This window comes from Mesorhizobium sp. M2A.F.Ca.ET.037.01.1.1 (assembly GCF_003998075.1).
GTDB lineage: Bacteria > Pseudomonadota > Alphaproteobacteria > Rhizobiales > Rhizobiaceae > Mesorhizobium.
The window spans coordinates 1-824 of record NZ_RZSA01001580.1 but is presented as its reverse complement, the minus strand read 5'-3'; the positions used below and the strand labels follow the sequence as shown (position 1 = coordinate 824).

2 pseudogenes are annotated in these 824 nt (G+C 62.7%); one reads left to right on the top strand and one right to left on the bottom strand.

Features of this window, described 5'->3' with window-relative positions:
• Nucleotides 1-233: 233 nt before the first annotated feature.
• A pseudogene (locus EOA27_RS38515) lies at nucleotides 234-617 on the top strand (TGS domain-containing protein); the annotation flags it as partial.
• Here the strand turns inward: EOA27_RS38515 and lepB are convergent.
• Nucleotides 584-824: pseudogene (gene lepB / locus EOA27_RS38510) on the bottom strand (signal peptidase I); the annotation flags it as partial. The pseudogenes EOA27_RS38515 and lepB sit on opposite strands and share 34 nt — an antisense overlap.

The window sequence follows — 824 nt, the reverse complement described above, 5'->3', positions numbered from 1 at the left end:
CTTCCATAGTTCGTATACAAGCTGCGCCGCGCTCTGTTCACAAGCCCGCGCGAAGCGCCTGCGACACTACTGGCGCCATTTCCTGACGGGCCGCTCTTTACCTGACGCGGCACTGCCTCTAAAACCGCGCCGCTGCCGGACGCCTCCGGCTAACCCTCTGCATGCAGCAACGCATCCTGCGACATGCATTTCACCACCCGCGCTCGTTTGCGGGACTGGATAGGAGAATCCTGATGCCGAATTCCGTTTCCCTGACATTTCCCGATGGTTCGATCCGCGAGTATGACGCGGCGCTGACCGGCGCTGGCCTTGCCGAGTCGATCTCAAAGTCGCTGGCCAAGAAGGCTGTCGCCTATAGCCTCGACGGCACCGTGCGCGATCTTTCCGATCCGCTCGGCACGTCGGGCAAGGTCGAGATCATCACCCGCGAGGATCCGCGCGCGCTGGAACTCATCCGACACGATGCGGCGCATGTGCTGGCCGAGGCCGTGCAGGAGCTGTGGCCGGGAACGCAGGTGACGATCGGGCCGGTGATCGAGAACGGGTTCTACTACGACTTCGCGCGCAACGAGCCGTTCACGCCGGACGATTTCCCGGCGATCGAGAAGAAGATGAGATTGGCGCGGCCGACCAGGTTTTCGGCAGGAACAAAGCCGACGGTGAAGCGGCTGTCGGAGGAGTTGTCGCGGTTGTCGCCCATCATGAAATAGTGGCCGGGCGGCACGGTCCATTCGCGGGTGTTGTCGCCGATCGAATTCGGCGTCAGGTCGAGCGTGTCGTAGCTGACACCATTCGGCAGCGTCTCGTGATAGACGTCGACGGGC